The 17,414-nt window shown below is 70.8% G+C and carries 15 protein-coding genes; 3 read left to right on the top strand and 12 right to left on the bottom strand.

Annotated features, from left to right (window positions below; all coding sequences use genetic code 11):
- Positions 1 to 46 precede the first annotated feature (46 nt).
- The 3 genes from OG899_RS03840 to OG899_RS03830 all read right to left on the bottom strand — a co-directional run bounded on the left by OG899_RS03840 (position 47) and on the right by OG899_RS03830 (position 2,913).
- Positions 47 to 1,015: a hypothetical protein gene (locus OG899_RS03840; protein ID WP_125500719.1), complete on the bottom strand. Its 969-nt coding sequence runs from the start codon at positions 1,013 to 1,015 to the stop codon at positions 47 to 49.
- A gap of 297 nt (positions 1,016 to 1,312) precedes the next feature.
- Entirely contained in the window at positions 1,313 to 1,813 is a 501-nt protein-coding gene (locus OG899_RS03835; RefSeq protein WP_125498786.1) for an NUDIX hydrolase, read from the bottom strand.
- Entirely contained in the window at positions 1,810 to 2,913 is a 1,104-nt protein-coding gene (locus OG899_RS03830; protein ID WP_168131784.1) for an ADP-ribosylglycohydrolase family protein, read from the bottom strand. Before OG899_RS03830 ends, OG899_RS03835 begins: the two co-directional genes overlap by 4 nt.
- A gap of 238 nt (positions 2,914 to 3,151) precedes the next feature.
- Here OG899_RS03830 and OG899_RS03825 point away from each other — a divergent pair, with 238 nt between their 5' ends.
- Positions 3,152 to 4,315: a glycerate kinase gene (locus OG899_RS03825; RefSeq protein WP_168131785.1), complete on the top strand. Its 1,164-nt coding sequence runs from the start codon at positions 3,152 to 3,154 to the stop codon at positions 4,313 to 4,315.
- A gap of 119 nt (positions 4,316 to 4,434) precedes the next feature.
- Here OG899_RS03825 and pssA read toward each other — a convergent pair whose 3' ends face one another.
- The 9 genes from pssA to OG899_RS03780 all read right to left on the bottom strand — a co-directional run bounded on the left by pssA (position 4,435) and on the right by OG899_RS03780 (position 15,624).
- A complete protein-coding gene (gene pssA / locus OG899_RS03820) occupies positions 4,435 to 5,253 on the bottom strand; it encodes a CDP-diacylglycerol--serine O-phosphatidyltransferase (protein ID WP_125498826.1) in 819 nt (272 codons plus the stop codon).
- A gap of 22 nt (positions 5,254 to 5,275) precedes the next feature.
- On the bottom strand, positions 5,276 to 5,932 hold the full coding sequence (locus tag OG899_RS03815; RefSeq protein WP_125498790.1) for a phosphatidylserine decarboxylase: 657 nt from the start codon (positions 5,930 to 5,932) through the stop codon (positions 5,276 to 5,278).
- A 171-nt stretch (positions 5,933 to 6,103) separates the two neighbouring features.
- Positions 6,104 to 7,309: an acyl-CoA dehydrogenase family protein gene (locus OG899_RS03810; RefSeq protein WP_125498791.1), complete on the bottom strand. Its 1,206-nt coding sequence runs from the start codon at positions 7,307 to 7,309 to the stop codon at positions 6,104 to 6,106.
- 3 nt (positions 7,310 to 7,312) lie between these two features.
- Complete coding sequence (locus tag OG899_RS03805) at positions 7,313 to 7,825, bottom strand: MaoC family dehydratase (protein ID WP_125498793.1); 513 nt, start codon at positions 7,823 to 7,825, stop codon at positions 7,313 to 7,315.
- 6 nt (positions 7,826 to 7,831) lie between these two features.
- On the bottom strand, positions 7,832 to 8,851 hold the full coding sequence (locus OG899_RS03800) for a CoA ester lyase (RefSeq protein WP_229814186.1): 1,020 nt from the start codon (positions 8,849 to 8,851) through the stop codon (positions 7,832 to 7,834).
- On the bottom strand, positions 8,848 to 10,896 hold the full coding sequence (locus tag OG899_RS03795; RefSeq protein ID WP_125498796.1) for a protein meaA: 2,049 nt from the start codon (positions 10,894 to 10,896) through the stop codon (positions 8,848 to 8,850). The genes OG899_RS03800 and OG899_RS03795 overlap by 4 nt, the downstream gene beginning before the upstream one ends.
- Positions 10,897 to 10,905: 9 nt before the next feature.
- The gene (gene ccrA, locus OG899_RS03790) at positions 10,906 to 12,243 is read right to left on the bottom strand and encodes a crotonyl-CoA carboxylase/reductase (RefSeq protein ID WP_185867889.1); all 1,338 of its coding nucleotides are present in this window, start codon (positions 12,241 to 12,243) and stop codon (positions 10,906 to 10,908) included.
- A 494-nt stretch (positions 12,244 to 12,737) separates the two neighbouring features.
- Positions 12,738 to 13,649, bottom strand: coding sequence for a TetR family transcriptional regulator (locus tag OG899_RS03785; protein ID WP_229814184.1), 912 nt, complete (start codon positions 13,647 to 13,649; stop codon positions 12,738 to 12,740).
- Between the two features lie 169 nt (positions 13,650 to 13,818).
- Positions 13,819 to 15,624 (bottom strand): 3-hydroxyacyl-CoA dehydrogenase family protein, encoded by a 1,806-nt coding sequence (locus OG899_RS03780; RefSeq protein WP_125498799.1) that lies wholly within the window; start codon positions 15,622 to 15,624, stop codon positions 13,819 to 13,821.
- Positions 15,625 to 16,026: 402 nt separating this feature from the next.
- Here OG899_RS03780 and OG899_RS03775 point away from each other — a divergent pair, with 402 nt between their 5' ends.
- Positions 16,027 to 16,602: an adenylosuccinate lyase gene (locus OG899_RS03775; RefSeq protein WP_406310901.1), complete on the top strand. Its 576-nt coding sequence runs from the start codon at positions 16,027 to 16,029 to the stop codon at positions 16,600 to 16,602.
- A 92-nt stretch (positions 16,603 to 16,694) separates the two neighbouring features.
- The gene (locus tag OG899_RS03770) at positions 16,695 to 17,330 is read left to right on the top strand and encodes a hypothetical protein (protein WP_125498801.1); all 636 of its coding nucleotides are present in this window, start codon (positions 16,695 to 16,697) and stop codon (positions 17,328 to 17,330) included.
- Positions 17,331 to 17,414: the final 84 nt, after the last annotated feature.

Genomic DNA, 17,414 nt, shown 5'->3' with positions numbered 1-17,414 from the left:
TGGGCAGCCACAACCAGGACGTGGCGGGGCGGGGTTGTCGCCATCGTCATGACCGAAGGGCCTCGACCACGGGGCGGGCGACAGCGCCGTGTTCCAAGTACTTCGTGGCGGTGTGCGTCCAGGGTCCGCGTGAGTCGACGCGCTCTGTCACGACCTTGACACCACTCGTGCTGGGACGGAACCAGTCCGCCAGATGCGGCCGGCCGACGACGATGTCGTCGCGGTCCCAGAAGTTGCGCCAGGCGGCCACGTTCTCCGGGCACCGTCCGGGGCGCGGGACCAGACGGTCCAGCACCACCGCTCCCAGAGCCAGGGGTGAACCCAACGTCACCCAGAGGGGCACCGTTCCCTCGTACTCGTGAAGCGCCTCGTAGGCGACCACCGTGCCCAGGCTGTGCGACACCACCACGAGCGGCCGACCAGGATCCAGGCCGTGGAGTACACGGCTGCGGATCGCGGCTCCCAGTTCCGCTTTGGAGCCTGTGCGGTTGAGGTAGCGGCCGACCTGGGACAGCTCGGACAGCAGCTCCAAGCCGGTCAGCCACTGCGCAGCCCGGCAGATGCCGGGCAGTCGCAACAGGGTCGTCGTCACGCCGATCAGCCGCCGTCCGAAGTTTCCCGGCCCTTGGGCCTGCCGGCCCTCGATCGCGGCGTCGAGTTGGAAGCGTGCGTCACGGATGATGCGGGCGTCGTGAGGGCTGCTCTCCACCGACAGCTGCTCCGCCAGCCCGTCCAGCACCGAGTCGAGGAGATCCGCCAGGAAGCGAGTGTCGTGTTCGTCGTCCAGGTCCAAAGACGCGGAGCCTTGGACTCCCCGGCGGTTGAACAGGTCGCTGTAGTTGGCGAACGTGACGTCGGCCAACCATCCCTGTGTCAGGGCGGAGATGTGGTCGCTCAGGTCGGCGTCCCGTAGGCCCCTCGCGAGCGCCCGTAGCCAGTCGCGTCTCTCAGCAGTACTGTCCCGGAGCCCGCCGATGCCGTGGATGAACAGCAGCTGCGGCTTCTCCTTTGTCATGATGCCCCTCCTCCATCCTGACAAAGAGCATTGTGCCTGCCTGAGTGCCTGTGGACAGGCACGGTGGCAGAACTCAGGGGTGCGGTGGCACCGCGCGGCAGACTCCCGCCCATGCCCGGCCCACTGTCGACCGTGGACAGGAGTGCCGCTGCCGCACAGGACTCGTGCCTCGTCGATCGGGTGTTGCGCCGCGTGTCCGAAGCGTCCCCGCACTGTCGCGACGGGCGCTGTCTTCGTGACCCTGACAGCACCGCACCGCCGGTGGCGACACCCCCCCTCACCCGCCCGCCCCCGGCGTCACCCCACCCGGCGCCCGTCCTCCAGCTCGGCCGTGCCCGTGCCGGCGTCCAGCATCTCCAGGGCGGCCAGGACGCGGTGGCCCACGGGGTCCGGCAGGTGGGCGAGGAGGTCCTCGCGGGGGACCAGGCGCCAGGACAGGAGCTCCTCCTCCTGCAGGCGGATCGCCTTCAGGTCGTCCTCGGTGAGCACGCCGCCGTCGTAGAGGTAGGCCACCAGCGGCGGGCGGCCGGTGCCGTGGACCCAGTCGACGGCCAGCAGACGGCCCGGTTCGCGGTCCAGGCCGATCTCCTCGAGGGTCTCGCGGCGCGCGCCCTGGCGCGGGGTCTCGCCGTCGTCCGACTCGACGGTGCCGCCGGGCAGTGTCCAGCCGTCCCGGTAGTTGGGATCGACGAGCAGCACCCGTCCCCGGGCGTCCCGGAAGAGCATGGCGGCGCCGGCCAGGACGCGGGGCAGGCCGGCGATGTAGGTGGCGTAGTCCTGGGGCTCTGCAGTGGTCATCCTGGAAGGGTAGCCAGTTCCAGGGTGCGCTCGGCGAGCTCGCTGATGCGGGCGCCGTCGAAGCCGAAGACCGCGCTGCGCACCGTGTCCCGCAGGGGTTCGGTCCACTGGGCGGGGATGGCCCCGGCGCCGGTGAGCACCCCGGCCACCGAGCCGGCGGTGGCGCCGTTGGAGTCGGTGTCCAGGCCGCCGCGGACGGTCAGGGTGATCGTCCGGGTGAAGTCGCCGTCGCCGTGGAGCACGCCGGCGGTGAGGACGGCGGCGTTCGGGACGATGTGCAGCCAGCCGAGGCCGGCGGTCTCCTGCGCGAGCGTGGTGAGGGTGTCCTCCCAGGCCACGCCCGCCTCGTGCAGGGTGACCACCCGGCGCACGGTGCGGGCCAGGCGGCTGCTCGCCGGGACGACGGTGAGCGCCGTCTCGATCGCGGTGCGCACGTCGGGTGCGGTGAACGCGGCGGCGATCAGGGCCGCCGCCCACATCGCGCCGTACACGCCGTTGCCGGTGTGGGACAGCACGGCGTCGCGGCGGGCCAGGGCTGCGGCGCGGCTCGGGTCGCCGGGGCTGGTCCAGCCGTGGATGTCGGCGCGGATCAGGGCGCCGATCCACTCCTGGTAGGGGTTGTCGTAGGTGGCCGTCAGGGGCGGTTTGAGGCCGTTGGCCAGATTGCGGTAGGCGGCGCGTTCGGCGGTGAACGTCTGCAGGTAGGGCAGGTGCAGCAGCCACAGGGTGCCGACCTGCTCGGTGGTGAACGCGAAGCCGTGGGTCCGCAGCAGGTGCAGGCCGAGGATCGTGTAGTCGATGTCGTCGTCGCGGCAGCTGCCGTGGATCCGGCCGCGCACGCACCGAGGCCACTCGGGGCGCAGGTCGGGCAGGTCGGGGCCGGTGCCGGACGCGCCCGGCGCGGGCAGGTAGTCGGTGAGCGGCAGGGCGTTTGAGCGCCGCAGATAGCGGTCGATGCGCTCGCGGGTCCACCGGTCGCCCTGCTCGACCGGCTTGCCGAGCATGTTGCCCGCGATCCGGCCCAGCCAGCCGCCGAGCACCCGGTCGGCGAGGTCCGTCCGGCTGAGCACGGGCTGGGGCCGTGTCCCGACAGCGTCCATAGCAGCGGTGTACCCGGTTTTCCTGCGCTGTCCCGCGTGTGCGGCGCCCGGACCTCGCGGTGCCTATAGCGGCGGGCGGCCTCGGTTCCGGGGCGGGCGGGGCACGGCAGCGGCGCGAAGGAGGCAGGGTGCTGGGGCTGGTCGGGGCATGGCGGTGGGGGCGGCCGCGGGCTAGGGTCGCCGGCGGCGCGATGGCTGCCCCTGATGCGCGGGGCCCGGAGAGCAAGGGGATGGCGAGGTGGCGGACGCTGCGGTGGATGCTGGGCACGGGGTGCTGGTGGCCGCGGACAAGTTCAAGGGGTCGCTGACGGCGGTCGAGGTCGCCGAGCACGTCACGGCGGGCCTGCGCCGCGTCGTCCCCGAGGTGCGTGTCGAGGCGCTGCCCGTGGCCGACGGCGGCGACGGGACGGTGGACGCGGCGGTCGCGGCCGGGTTCGAGCGGCGCGAGGTGCGGGTCGCCGGTCCGCTCGGCGAGCAGGTGACGGCCGCGTTCGCACTGCGCGGCAGCACGGCGGTCGTGGAGATGGCGCAGGCCAGCGGACTGCGGCGGCTGCCCGCGGGGGTCCTCGCGCCGTTGACGGCGTCCACGTACGGCTCCGGCGAGCTGCTGCGGGCCGCGCTGGACGCGGGCGCGACCACGATCGTCTTCGGGGTCGGCGGCAGCGCGACCACCGACGGCGGGGCGGGCATGCTCGCGGCGCTGGGCGCACGGTTCCTCACCGCGGACGGCACACCGGTGCCGCCCGGCGGCGGGGGACTGGGCGGTCTCGCGCACGCCGACCTGTCCGGCCTCGATGCCCGGCTGGACTCGGTGGAGCTGATCCTCGCCGGTGACGTCGACAACCCGCTGACCGGGCCGAAGGGCGCCCCGGCGGTGTACGGCCCGCAGAAAGGCGCCTCGCCGGACGACGTGGGACGCCTGGACACGGCGCTCACGCACTATGTGACGGTGCTGGAGGAGGCGGTGGGGCCCCGGGCGGCCCGGTACGCGGTCTCGCCGGGTGCCGGGGCGGCCGGGGGGATCGGGTACGGGGCGCTGCTGCTGGGGGCCCGGTTCCGGGCGGGGATCGAGATCATGCTGGAGGTGCTGGGTTTCGCGTCGGCGCTGCAGCGGTGCTCGTTGGTGATCACCGGTGAGGGGTCGCTGGACGAGCAGACGCTGCACGGCAAGGCGCCGGCCGGGGTCGCCGCGGCGGCGCGGGCCGCGGGCCGGGACGTCGTCGCGGTGTGCGGGCGGCTGGCGCTGACGCCGCAGGCCCTGCGCGGGGCCGGGATCCGGCGGGCGTACGCGCTGACGGAGGAGGAGCCGGACGTGGCGCGGTGCATCGCCGAGGCCGGGCCGATCCTGGAGCGGGTGGCCGAGCGGATCGCGCGCGACTTTCTGCGGCCGGAGGCTTCCTGAGGCCGGCAGGCGGGCGCAGGCCCGCGTGGACGCGGAAGGGGCCCGGAACCGTCGTGGTTCCGGGCCCCTGTCGTCCGTCGTCGAAGAGGCCGGCGGACGCCGTCAGGTGTGTGCGCGGGTCACGGCAGCTGGGCCGCGCGGGCCTCGCGCCGGTTGTCGCGGAAGTTGTTCACCCGGCGGGCCGTGGCGAACAGCGGGATCACCGCGCCCATGACCAGCTGCAGCGCGCAGCCGGTCTGCAGCAGCAGCTGGCCGCTCGGGGCGTCGAAGGCCCAGGCGGCGAGCAGCCCCATGGACAGCACGATCCAGGAGAGCATCGCCCCCGCGAGCCGGCCCCGCGGCTTGGGGTACTCGACCCGGCTGACCATCAGCCAGGCCGTGCCCAGGATCGCCAGCAGCGTGGCCACGAAGGGCAGTTCGAGCAGCACGATCGACACGACCGTGAGCGCTCCGAACGGCGAGGGCATGCCCTGGAACATGCCGTCCTTCATCGTCACGCAGGAGAACCTGGCGAGCCGGAGCACCACCGCCAGCAGCACCACGACCGCGCCGAGCGCGGCCACCCGCTGATGGGCGTCGTCGGCGACCATGCCGTACACCAGCACGAAGTACGCCGGGGCCAGGCCGAAGCTGATCAGGTCGGAGAGGTTGTCCAGCTCCGCGCCCATGGGGGAGGAGCGCAGCTTGCGGGCGACCAGGCCGTCGAACAGGTCGAACACGGCCGCGCACAGCATCAGGATGACCGCCGTCGCGGCGCTGTGCCGGGCCATGCCGCCGGTGTCGTGGCCGGCCAGATGCGGGATCAGGATGCCGGTGGTGGTGAAGTACACCGCCATGAAGCCGCACGTGGCGTTGCCGAGGGTGAGGGTGTCCGCTATCGACAGGCGCAGCGACAGGGGCATCTCCTCCTCGTCGTCCGCCTCGTCGGCCTCGGGCACCCAGCCGGTCTGGGTGTCGGGGTCAATCACGGTCAAGGCGCGTCACCCCAGCCACGGTCTTCTGGCCGACCTCGACGGCCACGTCCACACCTTCCGGCAGGTACAGGTCGACCCGCGAGCCGAAGCGGATCAGGCCGATGCGCTCGCCCTGCTCGACCTTGGTGCCCGACGGGACGTAGGGAACGATCCGGCGGGCCACCGCGCCGGCGATCTGGACCATCTCGATGTCACCGAGTTCGGTGTCGAAGTGCCAGACGACGCGCTCGTTGTTCTCGCTCTCCTTGTTGAAAGCAGGAACGAATCCGCCGGGGATGTGCTCGACCGAGGTGACCGTGCCGGCCAGCGGGGCCCGGTTGACGTGGACGTTCAGCGGGCTCATGAAGATCGCGACACGGGTGCGGCCGTCCTTCCACGGCATGATGCTCTGCACCACGCCGTCGGCGGGCGAGATGACCCGGCCTTGGCCGATCTCGCGCTCGGGGTCGCGGAAGAACCACAGCATCCCCGCGGCGAGCGCGGTGGCGGGGACGGCGAGCGCCTTGGCCGCGCCCGAGCGGCGGGCGCGTACCAGGCTCACGGCTGCGGTGGCGACGGTCGGCAGAAGCCACGGCGATGCTCCGCGCGCGAGGCGTACGCCGGCCAGGCTGTCGCGAGGTGCAGAGGTTTGGCTGTGGGGCATGGATGACCTTCGTAGCGGATGAATGCCGCGCTTTCGACGGGGGACGGCGGCTTTCCGCGATCGTAGCGGTTCGGCGCCGCAACTGGGTAAGCCGGGAAGTCGAGTCGGCCGCCTGAAACCGCTGACGGGGTGTGATCTTCTTCTCGAAGAAAACACCCCGTACACGGACAATCAGCCCTGGATCCGGTATTCCTCGAGGAGGCGGCGACCGATGATCATTTTCTGGATCTCGGCGGTGCCTTCACCGATGAGCAGCATCGGCGCCTCCCGGTAGAGGCGCTCGATCTCGTACTCCTTGGAGAAGCCGTAGCCGCCGTGGATGCGGAACGCGTCCTCCACGACCTCCTTGCAGTACTCGGCGGCCAGGTACTTCGCCATGCCGGCCTCCAGGTCGTTGCGCTGGCCGGAATCCTTCTTCCGGGCGGCGTTGACCATCATGGAGTGCGCGGCCTCCACCTTGGTGGCCATCTCCGCCAGTTTGAACTGGATGGCCTGGTGCTGGGCGATGGGCTTGCCGAAGGTGTGCCGCTGCTGGGCGTACTGCACACCCAGTTCGAAGGCGCGCAGGGCGACGCCGCAGCCGCGGGCCGCCACGTTCACCCGGCCCACCTCGACGCCGTCCATCATGTGGTAGAAGCCGCGGCCGGTGGTGCCGCCGAGCACGCGGTCGGCCGGCACCCGCAGCCCGTCCATGATCAGCTCGGTGGTGTCGACCCCCTTGTAGCCCATCTTGTCGATCTTGCCGGGGATGGTCAGGCCGGGGCGCACCTCGCCGAACCCGGGCTCCTTCTCCACCAGGAAGGTCGTCATGGACCTGTGGGGCGGTGTGCCCTCGGGGTGCCCCTCGTCGGTGCGGACGAGCACGGCCACCAGGGAGGAGGTGCCGCCGTTGGTCAGCCACATCTTCTGGCCGGTCAGGACGTACTCGTCGCCGTCCTTCACCGCCTTGGAGGTGATCGCGGACACGTCCGAGCCCAGCGACGGCTCCGACATCGAGAACGCGCCGCGGATCTCACCGGCCGCCATCTTCGGCAGGAAGTAGTCCTTCTGTTCCTGCGTGCCGTGCTGCTTGAGCATGTAGGCAACGATGAAGTGGGTGTTGATGATGCCGGACACCGACATCCAGCCGCGGGCGATCTCCTCCACGCACAGCGCGTAGGTCAGCAGGGACTCGCCCAGACCCCCGTACTCCTCGGGGATCATCAGACCGAACAGGCCCAGCTCCTTCAGGCCGTCCACGATCTGCTGCGGGTACTCGTCGCGGTGCTCCAGCTCGGTCGCGACCGGGATGATCTCCTTGTCGACAAAGTCACGGACGGTGGAGACGATCTCCTGCTGGACGTCCGTCAGACCGGGCGTCTGGGCGAGACGGGCCATGGCTCACTTCTCCTGCTGCTTCGGCTCCGGGCGGGCCGGCTGCTCCCCGCCCCGCTCCTTGATGTACGTCTGGGTCGGCACCATGACCTTGCGGCGGAAGACGCACACCAGGGTGCCGTCCTGCTTGTAGCCCCGGGTCTCCACGTGGACGATGCCGCGGTCGTTCTTCGACTTCGACGGCCACTTGTCCAGCACGGTCGTCTCGCCGTAGATGGTGTCGCCGTGGAAGGTGGGCGCCACGTGCTTGAGCGACTCGATCTCCAGGTTCGCGATCGCCTTGCCGGACACGTCCGGCACGCTCATGCCGAGCAGCAGCGAGTACACGTAGTTCCCCACCACCACGTTCTTGCCGAAGTCCGTGGTCTCCCCGGCGTAGTGGGCGTCCAGGTGGAGCGGGTGGTGGTTCATGGTCAGCAGACAGAACAGATGGTCGTCGTACTCCGTGACCGTCTTGCCCGGCCAGTGCTTGTACGTCGCGCCGACCTCGAACTCCTCGTAGGTGCGTCCGAACTGCATGCCGCTTCAGTCCTCCGGGATCTCGAACGTGCTGGTGCGCTTCATGCCGGCGGCGCGTCCCTTGCCCGCGATGACCAGGGCCATCTTGCGGCTGGCCTCGTCGATCATCTCGTCGCCGAGCATGGCCGACCCCTTCTTGCCGCCCGCCTCGGACGTGTAGTACGCGTACGCGTCCAGGATCAGCTCGGCGTGGTCGTAGTCCTCCTGGGACGGCGAGAACACCTCGTTGGCGGCCTCGACCTGACCCGGGTGGAGCACCCACTTGCCGTCGAACCCGAGCGCGGCGGAGCGCTGCGCGACCTCACGGAAGCCGTCCACGTTGCGGATCTGCAGGTAGGGGCCGTCGATGGCCTGCAGGTCGTTGGCCCGGGCGGCCATGAGGATCTTCATCAGGATGTAGTGGTAGGCGTCCGCCGGGTAACCGGGCGGCTGTTCGCCCACCACGAGGGACTTCATGTTGATCGACGCCATGAAGTCGGCCGGGCCGAAGATGATCGTCTCCAGGCGCGGGCTGGCCGCGGCGATCTCGTTGACGTTGTTCAGGCCCCGGGCGTTCTCGATCTGCGCCTCGATGCCGATACGGCCCACCTCGAAGCCCATGGTCTTCTCGATCTGCGTCAGCAGCATGTCGAGCGCGACGACCTGGTGGGCGTCCTGCACCTTCGGCAGCATGATGCAGTCCAGGTTCTGGCCGGCGCCCTCGACGACGGTGACGACGTCCCGGTAGGTCCACTCGGTCGTCCAGTCGTTGACCCGGACCACCCTGGTCTTGCCCGTCCAGTCGCCCTCGTTGAGGAACTTCACGATGGTGTGCCGCGCCTCCGGCTTGGCCAGCGGGGCACACGCGTCCTCCAGGTCCAGGAACACCTGGTCGGCGGGCAGGCCCTGGGCCTTCTCCAGGAAGCGGGGGTTGCTCCCGGGGACCGCGAGGCAGGAGCGCCGCGGACGCAGCCGGGTGGCGTCGCGCTGCGGGGACGTCGTCCCGGGCTGCGGGCAGCCGGACGGACGGTCGGCGGAGAGGGTCATGCGGCAACCTCCAGGGGGTCGAGCTTGTTCGCGGTCCTGATCTCGTCGACGATGCGGCCGATGATGCCGGTGATGTCGAAGTCCTTCGGGGTGAAGACGGCGGCCACTCCGGCCTCGCGCAGCGCGTCGGCGTCACCGCTGGGGATGATGCCACCGGCGATCACCGGTATATCTGTGGCACCGGCCACACGGAGGCGCTGCAGCACCTCCGGCACCAGCCGGGCGTGCGAGCCGGAGAGGACGGACAGGCCGACCGCGTGCACGTCCTCGGCGAGGGCGGCGTCCACGATCTGTTCCGGTGTCAGCCGGATGCCCTGGTAGACCACCTCGAACCCGGCGTCGCGGGCGCGCACCGCGATCTGCTCGGCGCCGTTGGAGTGCCCGTCCAGGCCGGGCTTGCCCACCAGGAAGCGCAGCTTGCCCACACCCAGGTCACGGGCGGTCAGCTCCACCTTGCGGCGCACATCGGCCAGGCGTGTGCCCTCCTCGGCGGTGACGGCCACGGGCGCGGACGACACACCTGTCGGCGCGCGGTACTCGCCGAACACCTCGCGCAGCGCCCCCGCCCACTCGCCGGTGGTGACGCCGGCCCGGGCGCACTCCAGGGTGGCCTCCATGAGGTTCTCCGTGCCCTGCGCGGCCTCCTTCAGCCGCTCCAGCGCCTTGCTCGCCCGCGGGTGGTTGTACGGCGGCTGGTAGCGGGTGTCGCGCCACTGCCGCAGGCACCGCACCACCCGGGCCTCCACGTCGGGGTCGACGGTCTGGATCGCGGTGTCCAGGTCGGCGGTGAGGGGGCTGGGCTCGGTCTCCTGGAAGACGTTCACCCCGACGATCTTGTCCTGGCCGGACTCGATCCGGGCCCGGCGCTCGGCGTGCGAGGCGACCAGCTGGGACTTGAGATACCCGGACTCCACGGCGGCCAGCGCACCGCCCATCCGCTGGATGTGGTCGATCTCGGCGAGCGCCGCCTCCACCAGCTCGTCCACCTTGGCCTCGATCACCTTCGAGCCCTCGAAGATGTCGTCGTACTCCAGCAGGTCGGACTCGTAGGCGAGGACCTGCTGGATGCGCAGCGACCACTGCTGGTCCCAGGGCCGGGGCAGACCGAGGGCCTCGTTCCAGGCGGGCAGCTGCACGGCGCGGGCGCGGGCGTCCTTGGACAGGGTGACGGCCAGCATCTCCAGCACGATCCGCTGGACGTTGTTCTCCGGCTGAGCCTCCGTCAGGCCGAGCGAGTTGACCTGGACGCCGTAGCGGAAGCGGCGGTGCCGGGGGTTCTCGATGCCGTACCGCTCGCGGGTGATGCGGTCCCAGATGCGGCCGAAGGCGCGCATCTTGCACATCTCCTCGATGAACCGGACCCCGGCGTTGACGAAGAAGGAGATCCGGCCGACGACGTCGCCCATGCGCTCCTGCGGCACCTGGCCGGAGTCGCGCACCGCGTCCAGCACGGCGATCGCCGTGGACATCGCGTAGGCGATCTCCTGCACCGGCGTGGCACCGGCCTCCTGCAGGTGGTAGCTGCAGATGTTGATCGGGTTCCACTTCGGCATGTGCGTGACCGTGTACGCGATCAGATCGGTGGTCAGGCGCATCGACGGACCGGGCGGGAACACATGGGTGCCCCGGGACAGGTACTCCTTGACGATGTCGTTCTGGGTGGTCCCCTGCAGCGCGCTGATGTCGGCGCCCTGCTCCTCGGCGACGACCTGGTACAGCGCCAGCAGCCACATGGCCGTGGCGTTGATGGTCATCGAGGTGTTCATCCGCTCCAACGGGATGTCCTGGAACAGCTTGCGCATGTCGCCCAGGTGTGCGACCGGCACCCCGACCCGGCCGACCTCGCCGCGCGCGAGGACGTGGTCGGGGTCGTAGCCGGTCTGGGTGGGCAGGTCGAAGGCCACCGACAGACCGGTCTGCCCCTTGGCGAGGTTGCGCCGGTACAGCGCGTTGGACGCCTCGGCCGTGGAGTGGCCGGCATAGGTCCGCATGAGCCACGGCCGGTCCTTGCCCCGCCCCTGCGCGGCGGTGTCACGCTCGCTCATGTGCGCCTCTCAGATGTTCCGGAAGCGGTTGATGGCGTCGAGGTGCTGGGCGCGCATCTCGGGGTCGCGCACGCCCAGGCCCTCCTCGGGGGCGAGGCAGAGGACGCCGACCTTGCCCTGGTGCAGGTTGCGGTGGACGTCGTACGCGGCCTGTCCGGTGTCCTGCAGGGGGTACACCTTCGACAGCGTCGGGTGGATCTTCCCCTTGGCGATGAGCCGGTTGGCCTCCCAGGCCTCGCGGTAGTTGGCGAAGTGGGAGCCGATGATCCGCTTGAGCGACATCCACAGGTAGCGGTTGTCGTACTCGTGCTGGTAGCCGGAGGTGGAGGCGCAGGTGACGATGGTGCCGCCCTTGCGGGTGACGTAGACGGAGGCGCCGAAGGTCTCGCGTCCGGGGTGCTCGAAGACGATGTCGACGTCCTCGCCGCCGGTCAGTTCGCGGATCCGCTTGCCGAAGCGCTTCCACTCCTTGGGGTCCTGGGTGTGCTCGTCCTTCCAGAACCGGTAGTCCTCGGCGCGGCGGTCGATGATGAGTTCGGCGCCCATGCTCCGGCAGATCTCGGCCTTCTGCTCGCTGGAGACCACGCAGATCGGGGTGGCGCCGCCGGCGAGGGCGAGCTGGGTGGCGTACGAGCCGAGGCCGCCGCTGGCACCCCAGATCAGGACGTTGTCGCCCTGCTTCATGCCGGCGCCGTTGCGGGAGACCAGCTGGCGGTAGGCGGTGGAGTTGACCAGGCCCGGGGCGGCGGCCTCCTCCCAGGTCAGGTGGCGCGGCTTGGGCATCAGCTGGTTGGACTTGACCAGCGCTATCTCCGCCAGGCCGCCGAAGTTGGTCTCGAAGCCCCAGATGCGCTGCTCGGGGTCGAGCAGGGTGTCGTTGTGGCCGTCGGAGGACTCCAGTTCCACGGACAGGCAGTGCGCGACCACCTCGTCGCCGGGCTTCCAGGCGTTGACGCCGGGGCCGGTGCGCAGGACGACGCCGGCGAGGTCGGAGCCGACGATGTGGTACGGCAGGTCGTGCCGCCGGGCCAGCTCGCTGGTGCGGCCGTAGCGCTCCAGGAAGGAGAAGGTCGGCATCGGCTCGAAGATGGACGACCAGACGGTGTTGTAGTTGACCGAGGAGGCCATGACGGCCACGAGGGCCTCGCCCGGGCCCAGTTCGGGCAGCGGGACCTCCTCCAGGTGCAGCGACTTGCGCGGGTCCTTCTCGCGGGTCGCCATGCCCGCGAACATCTCCGTCTCGTCCTTGTGCACGGTGATCGCGCGGTACGACTCGGGGAGCGGCAGGGCGGCGAAGTCGGCGGACGTGGCGTCCGGCGACTGGATCGCGTCCAGGATGTCCTTCACGGTCACGGTGGTGCCTCCGGCGTCGAGCGCCCCGAGGAGGGGCGCGGGGGATACGTCGGTGCTGCTGGGGTCGGGAAGCCGTCGGTGCGGCCGGTGGTACGTGGCAGCGCTTTGTGGCGCGAGAAGTGCCTGTGACGCAGGCGTCCGGGCGTGCGGGACCGACGGCCCCGCCGGGACAGCCGGCACACGGCTGGTCACCGCTGCCGGTCCGCCCGGACACCCCCAACGTATGACACCGCGTGTCAGCTGACAAGGCACTCAGTGCCAGAAATTGCGCTCATACGAAATCTTTACGTAACAGATGAGCGATGATCGATCGATGGCGGGGTGCGCTGCGGGGCAGAACCACCCGAAGGGGGTCGAACAGAGCCGCCCGGACATGCGGAAGCGGCCGCCCCGGTCGGCGGGGCGGCCGCTTCCTGTGCTGGTGTCGTCCTGTGGTGCCGTATCGGCGCCTGGGCCGGCCGTACTCGTCGGCCCGGCTGCCGCGGCGCTCAGCGCTCCTTGCCGAGTGCCTCCTCGATGGTCCGCATGACCTCCTCCAGCGGGGCGTCGGTGCGGGCCACCGCGACCAGCACCTCCCCCTTCCGGGAGGCCGTCACGGCGGGCGCGTCCGAGGAGCCGTCGGAGGGGGCGGACGCGTCCGACGCGCCGGACGAGGCGCTGGACGGCGTGTCGGACGAGGTGTCGGACGTCCCCGACGACCGGGACGCCGCCTCGCCCTTGCGGCCGGCGCTGATCCCGGTGCCGAACGTCTTGCGCACGATGGCGAAGGCGTGGTCCAGCTGCGCCTCCAGATCGCCCTGGCCGCCCGCGCGCAGCCAGCGGCGCAGCACATGGTTGTGCGCGGTGACCACCGCCGAGGCGGCGACCTCCGCCAGCAGCGGGTCGTCGTTGGCGTCGTCGGCGTGGGCGTGCTCGTCGAAGTGGCCCAGCAGATAGCGCGTGAACAGCCGCTCGTAGCGGGACACCGAGGCGATCTCCGCCTCCCGCAGCGTGGGCACCTCGCGGGTGAGCTTGTACCGGGCGACCGAGATGTCCGGCCGCGCCGCGTACATCTTCATCACTTCCTTGATGCCGCGGCACACCGTGTCCAGCGGGTGCTCGTGCGCGGCGGCCGCGTTCAGCACCGCCTCGACGCGGACCAGGGTGTCGTCGTGATCGGGGAAGATCGCCTCTTCCTTGCTGCGGAAGTGACGGAAGAAGGTGCGGCGGGCGACCCCGGCCGCCGCGGCGATCTCGTCCACCGTGGTCGCCTCGTAGCCCTTCGTCGCGAACAGCTCCATCGCGGCGGCGGCCAGCTCCCGGCGCATCTTCAGCCGCTGGGCGGCCGCTCGGGAGCCTGCGGTGCTCTCCGGTGCGTCGGGCGAGGCGGGGGTGCGTGAGGACATGGCGGGCTGGGGCATGCCCCGAACGTACTCCATGCGGGCGGCCTTTTGTGCGGGTCCGGCTCCGCTTGCGCCGCTGACGGGCGGGGCGGCCGGTGCCGGATCCAGCAGGCCGCCCCACTCCCGTGCCGGTCCGCCCCACTCCCGTGCCGGTCCGTGCCGCGCCCGGGCCCGCTCCTCACCCCGGTCAGCGCCGGGCATATTCGCGGAAGCCGCGGCCCGTCTTGCGGCCGAGGCAGCCCGCGGCCACCAGATGCTCCAGCAGCGGCGCCGGGGCCAGCCCGGGGTCGCGGAACTCCTGGTGGAGCACCTTCTCGATGGCCAGCGACACGTCCAGGCCGACCACGTCCAGCAACTCGAAGGGCCCCATCGGGTAGCCGCCGCCGAGCTTCATCGCCGCGTCGATGTCGTCCAGCGACGCGTAGTGCTCCTGGACCATCTTCACCGCGTTGTTCAGGTACGGGAACAGCAGCGCGTTGACGATGAAACCGGCCCGGTCGCCGCAGTCCACCGGATGCTTCTTGATCTTCGCGCAGACCTCGCGCACCGTGGCGTGGACGTCGTCCGCGGTGAGCACCGTGCGCACCACCTCGACCAGCTTCATCGCGGGCGCCGGGTTGAAGAAGTGCATGCCGATCACGTCCTGCGGCCGCGTGGTGGCACGGGCGCAGGCGACCACGGACAGCGAGGAGGTCGTGGTGGCCAGCACCGCGCCCGGCTTGCACACCTTGTCCAGCACCCCGAACAGGTGCTGCTTGACCGCCAGGTCCTCGGCGACGGCCTCCACGACGAGGTCCACGTCGGCGAAGTCGTCGTAACTGCCGGTCGCCGTGATCCTGTCCAGCGCCTGCGCGGCGGCCTCGGCGGTCAGCCGCCCCTTGTCCACCGAGCGCGACAGCGACCTGCCGACACGCCCCTTCGCGGCCTCGGCCTTCTCCGGGCTGCGCGCGGCCAGCACCACCTCGAACCCGGCCTTGGCGAACACCTCCGCGATGCCGCAGGCCATGGTGCCCGAGCCGGCCACACCGACCGAGCGGACCGGGCGACCCGCACCCAGGCTGCCGCCGTCGCGCGGGGTCAGCGCGTCGGGCACCACGGTGCCGCTGCCGGGCGCCTCGTAGGTGTAGAAGCCGCAGCCCGCCTTCCGGCCGGTCAGACCCGCCTCGCTCAGCTGCCGCAGGATCGGCGCCGGCGCGTGCAGCCGGTCGCGCGAGGCCTCGTACATCGCCTCCAGGACGGTGCGCGCGGTGTCGATGCCGATCAGGTCCAGCAGCGCCAGCGGGCCCATCGGCAGACCGCAGCCCAGCCGCATCGCGGCGTCGATGTCCTCCCGGGAGGCGTACTTCGCCTCGTACATCGCGGCGGCTTGGTTGAGGTAGCCGAACAGCAGCCCGTCGGCGACGAACCCCGGCCGGTCGCCGACCGAGACCGGCTCCTTGCCCAGCTCCACGGCCAGGTCCGTGACCGCGGCGACGGCCTGCGGGGCGGTGAGCACCGAGGAGACGATCTCGACGAGCTTCATCGCGGGCGCGGGGTTGAAGAAGTGCATGCCCAGGACGCGTTCGGGCCGGGCGGAGTCGGCGGCGAGCCGGGTCACGGACAGCGCGTTGGTGCCGGTCGCCAGGATCGTCTCCGGCCGCACGATGCCGTCCAGCTCCCGGAAGATCTGCTGCTTGAGCTCGTACGACTCCGGCGCCACCTCGATCACCAGGTCGGCGTCGGCCGCGTCGGCCAGCGAGGTGGAGGTACGCACCCGGGCCAGGGCCTCGGCGCGCTCGGACTCGGTCAGCCGGCCGCGCTCGACCGCCCGGGCGGTCGAGGACTCCAGCGCGGCGACGCACCGGGCGGCCGCCGTCTCGCTGACGTCGATGCCAACGACCGTGCGGCCGGCCTTGGCCAGGACCTCGGCGATGCCGGTGCCCATGGTGCCCAGGCCGACCACGGCGACGGTCTTCAGGGGGGACAGAGAGGTGTCGGTAGGGGGAGTGGCCATCGCGGGACTCCAGGAATGAGGGTGACGACGACGAGCACGCCCCGGTACGCCCGGCGGCATACCGGTGCGGCGGAAAAGATGTGCGAAGAGATCCGAATGTGTCCGGGCCGCGCAGGCGGCCACACACCCGGTGCCGAAGCCCGCGGGCGAGCACACGCCACGGGCACGGCGGGAAACCGACCGGCTCTGTCCCGAAGCCGGGTCGTACTCACGGCCCCTGCGGCATCCGAGCATGCCCGGATGCGCAGGGCCGACGTGCTCGCGGCGGCTGCGTCACCAAACCGCCACGAGCGATACGAGCGGGGTAGCTCGCTCGTATGAGCTTAACTGGCGAGTAATGAGCGCGCCACCCCCCTGCCGGAATCGTCCCCGAGGCCGCCGTCACATCCCTAGGCTGGCGTCGTGGACGAGGAGTTGCGACTACTCACGGAACGCGCACACCGGGAGTCGGGCGGGTCGGCCGCCTGCGAACGCCTGGCGGCCACCGACGACCCGGACGAGCTGGCCGACGTGCTCACGGCCCCCGGGCAGCCGCTGTGGGCCAGGGAACTGGCCGCCGTCCGGCTGGGGGTGGCGGGCGACCGCCGGGCCTTCGAGTCACTGGTGCTGCTGCTCAACCATCGCGACGCCCAGCGCTGTGCCTCGGCCGCCTACGCCCTGGCCCGCCTGGCCGACCCGCGCACCGCCCGCGCGGCCGCCGCCCTGGCCACCAACGAACTCCGCGTCGCCTACGCGCTGGAGCCGGTACGGCTGCTGGTCCGACTCCGCGCCCCCGAGTCCGTGCCCGCCCTGATCACCACGCTCCGACGCCGGCTGCGCCCCCACGACCCCTACCACCGGGTGGCGTTGGCCTGCGTGGAGGGCCTGGGCACCCTGGGCGACGCACGGGCCCGCCCGGTGCTGCACGATGCTCTGGCCCACCCCGCCCTCGCGGAGGCGGCGGCCCGGGCACTGGCGCGCATTCCGCGGCAGCGGTGACGAGCGTCGCGAACAGATACATGACGCGGCAATTCGTCGTAAAACAGGGGGGGGCGCCACGTGCGTCCCCCCGCCTACGCAAAGATGGGAACATGCAGAAAACGCGGGTCACACATCTGAGGGCGAGCTTCGGGGTTCTTGTCGCCGCCGCACTTGCGTTGAGCGCAGGATGCAGCAAGGGGGACGACCCCGACAAGCGATCGGCGCGGCAGGTGTGTGGGGGGATCTCGGAGCAGTCGGCGCAAGCTCTGGAGAGTGTCGCCGACACCAAGGATTTCACGAGTACGGTGAACACCAGCAGGTTCGAACTGCCGGCCACTTTGTCGGACGAACTCGACGGCAAGGCATCTGCGAAACGGCACCTGCTGTGCCGCATAGAACCTCACAACGTCATCAACGCGCAGAGGATCGGCATAACCTTCGAAGTCCTGCAGGAGATGCCGCCGCCCAAGGACAGGAGGCTGAAGGGTAACTCGCACTACAAGGCGGGATTGCGTGCGGAGGCATCCGATCTCGGGGCGGATATATTCTTCAAGTGTGTCCGGGATGGTGAGGTGGAAGGAAAGGCTCCGATCATTAAAACCAGCTACTCTTATTGGCCGCCTCGTGGGCTCATTTATCAAGAGGGAAACATGCGGCTGGTCAATGACATAGCCTACAGGCTGGCTCAACAGCTCTCCTGTCTGAAGAGTTCGGGTCTGACCCCCGCAATGCCGCCCGAAGAATAGGACTGCCGGCATGTGCTGAAAAGTCACTGATGAAGCAGCGCATGGCGTGGGATGCGACAGTGGTGCTGTGTGCAGCGGCAGTGT

Source organism: Streptomyces thermoviolaceus, from assembly GCF_045209695.1.
Taxonomy (GTDB): domain Bacteria; phylum Actinomycetota; class Actinomycetes; order Streptomycetales; family Streptomycetaceae; genus Streptomyces; species Streptomyces thermoviolaceus.
This window is presented reverse-complemented; position numbering and strand designations above follow the sequence as displayed.